This is a genomic window from Corynebacterium sp. HMSC062E11, assembly GCF_001811845.1.
In the GTDB taxonomy this organism is placed as follows: Bacteria; Actinomycetota; Actinomycetes; order Mycobacteriales; family Mycobacteriaceae; genus Corynebacterium; species Corynebacterium hesseae.
Genome location: NZ_KV806794.1, coordinates 1 through 445 on the forward strand (window position 1 = coordinate 1; position 445 = coordinate 445).

A 445-nucleotide genomic window follows, 5' to 3' on the forward strand; every position below is an offset into this window, starting at 1 on the left:
GTGGTGTAGCGAGCCCACAATACTTGCAGTGTCTGCTTCACACGCCCTGTGCGTGCTTTGACGACCGCGTCAAAGTCAATCGGGACGAACTCGCCTTGACCGCTGGTGCGTTTATCAACGAATATCTCGTCTAGCTCGTCATTCGTCAACGCCGCGACCTGCTGGGCAGTAGTCAGGCCAAGGCTTCGCAGCGCTTGGTTCGCTCGGGAAATCGCGCGGTGCGAGCACCCGAGCTGGTCTTCAATCTGGCGGTAAGAACGCTTCCTAATCAGCAGCGTCATCACCGCACGGTAATCCGTCATCAGCGGACTCCTTCCAGTACGCGCCGCACCCGAGTGGTGCGGCTACCGGAAGTATCACCCCGAGCGCCGCGAGCTGCTACCAGATACTCACTGAAGCGCTACCAGATAGTCACGACACTGCTACCAAATAGCCGGTCGCAACA

General features: G+C 58.7%; 1 pseudogene. It reads right to left on the minus strand.

The features are described 5' to 3' along the window. A pseudogene (locus HMPREF2822_RS06350) lies at positions 1 to 302 on the minus strand (IS21 family transposase); the annotation flags it as partial. Positions 303 to 445 lie beyond the last annotated feature (143 nt).